This window comes from Halorubrum sp. Atlit-26R (assembly GCF_003666015.1).
Classification (GTDB): Archaea; Halobacteriota; Halobacteria; order Halobacteriales; family Haloferacaceae; genus Halorubrum.
In genome coordinates, this window is record NZ_QPLT01000345.1 from 1 (window position 1) to 545 (window position 545).

At 56.0% G+C, this 545-nt stretch carries 1 pseudogene; it reads right to left on the minus strand.

Annotated elements, in window-relative coordinates:
- Positions 1 to 358: 358 nt before the first annotated feature.
- A pseudogene (locus DVK07_RS24055) lies at positions 359 to 545 on the minus strand (CBS domain-containing protein); the annotation flags it as partial.

The following is a 545-nucleotide window of genomic DNA, read 5'->3' on the forward strand; positions in this document are numbered from 1 at the left end:
GTGCTGGTGAGAGGTCGTCCCGTGACAGCTTCGTGTCTGCGAGCGTGTCTGCGACCCTGGTGCTTCGGTTGAGAACGGTATCGATAACGTCCTCGAAGAGATCCCAATTGTTCGGTGGGATCTCACGCTGACTATCAAGCACGGACTGGGGGAATCGGGATTTGAGAAGGGTACTCTCGAAGTTTACGAGTGCCTGGTACCCTGCTGTCAGTGCTGAACTGCCGCGTAATCGGACAGGGGGACAAAGTAACCTGAAGCCCCGATACCGCGTGAGGGCACCTCGTGAGACAGTTGTGAGAGCGGGCGTGAGATACCCATCACAAAATCTCCGACGCGGGCTGCTTAGGTGCCTGTCACATCATTCCTGGCTGGCAAGTAGTTCCTCAATAAGTTGGTACTGGTCCAGGAGATGGGTTATCGTCCGCCCAGATTCTGAGAGGCCGCGATCTGTGTTCTGTATGATCGGTGTTGAGTGAGCGACATCGTTCCGGAGATCCGTGATTGGGTCGAGTTGGCTACTCGCTTGGTGCCCAGCATCGAAGTCG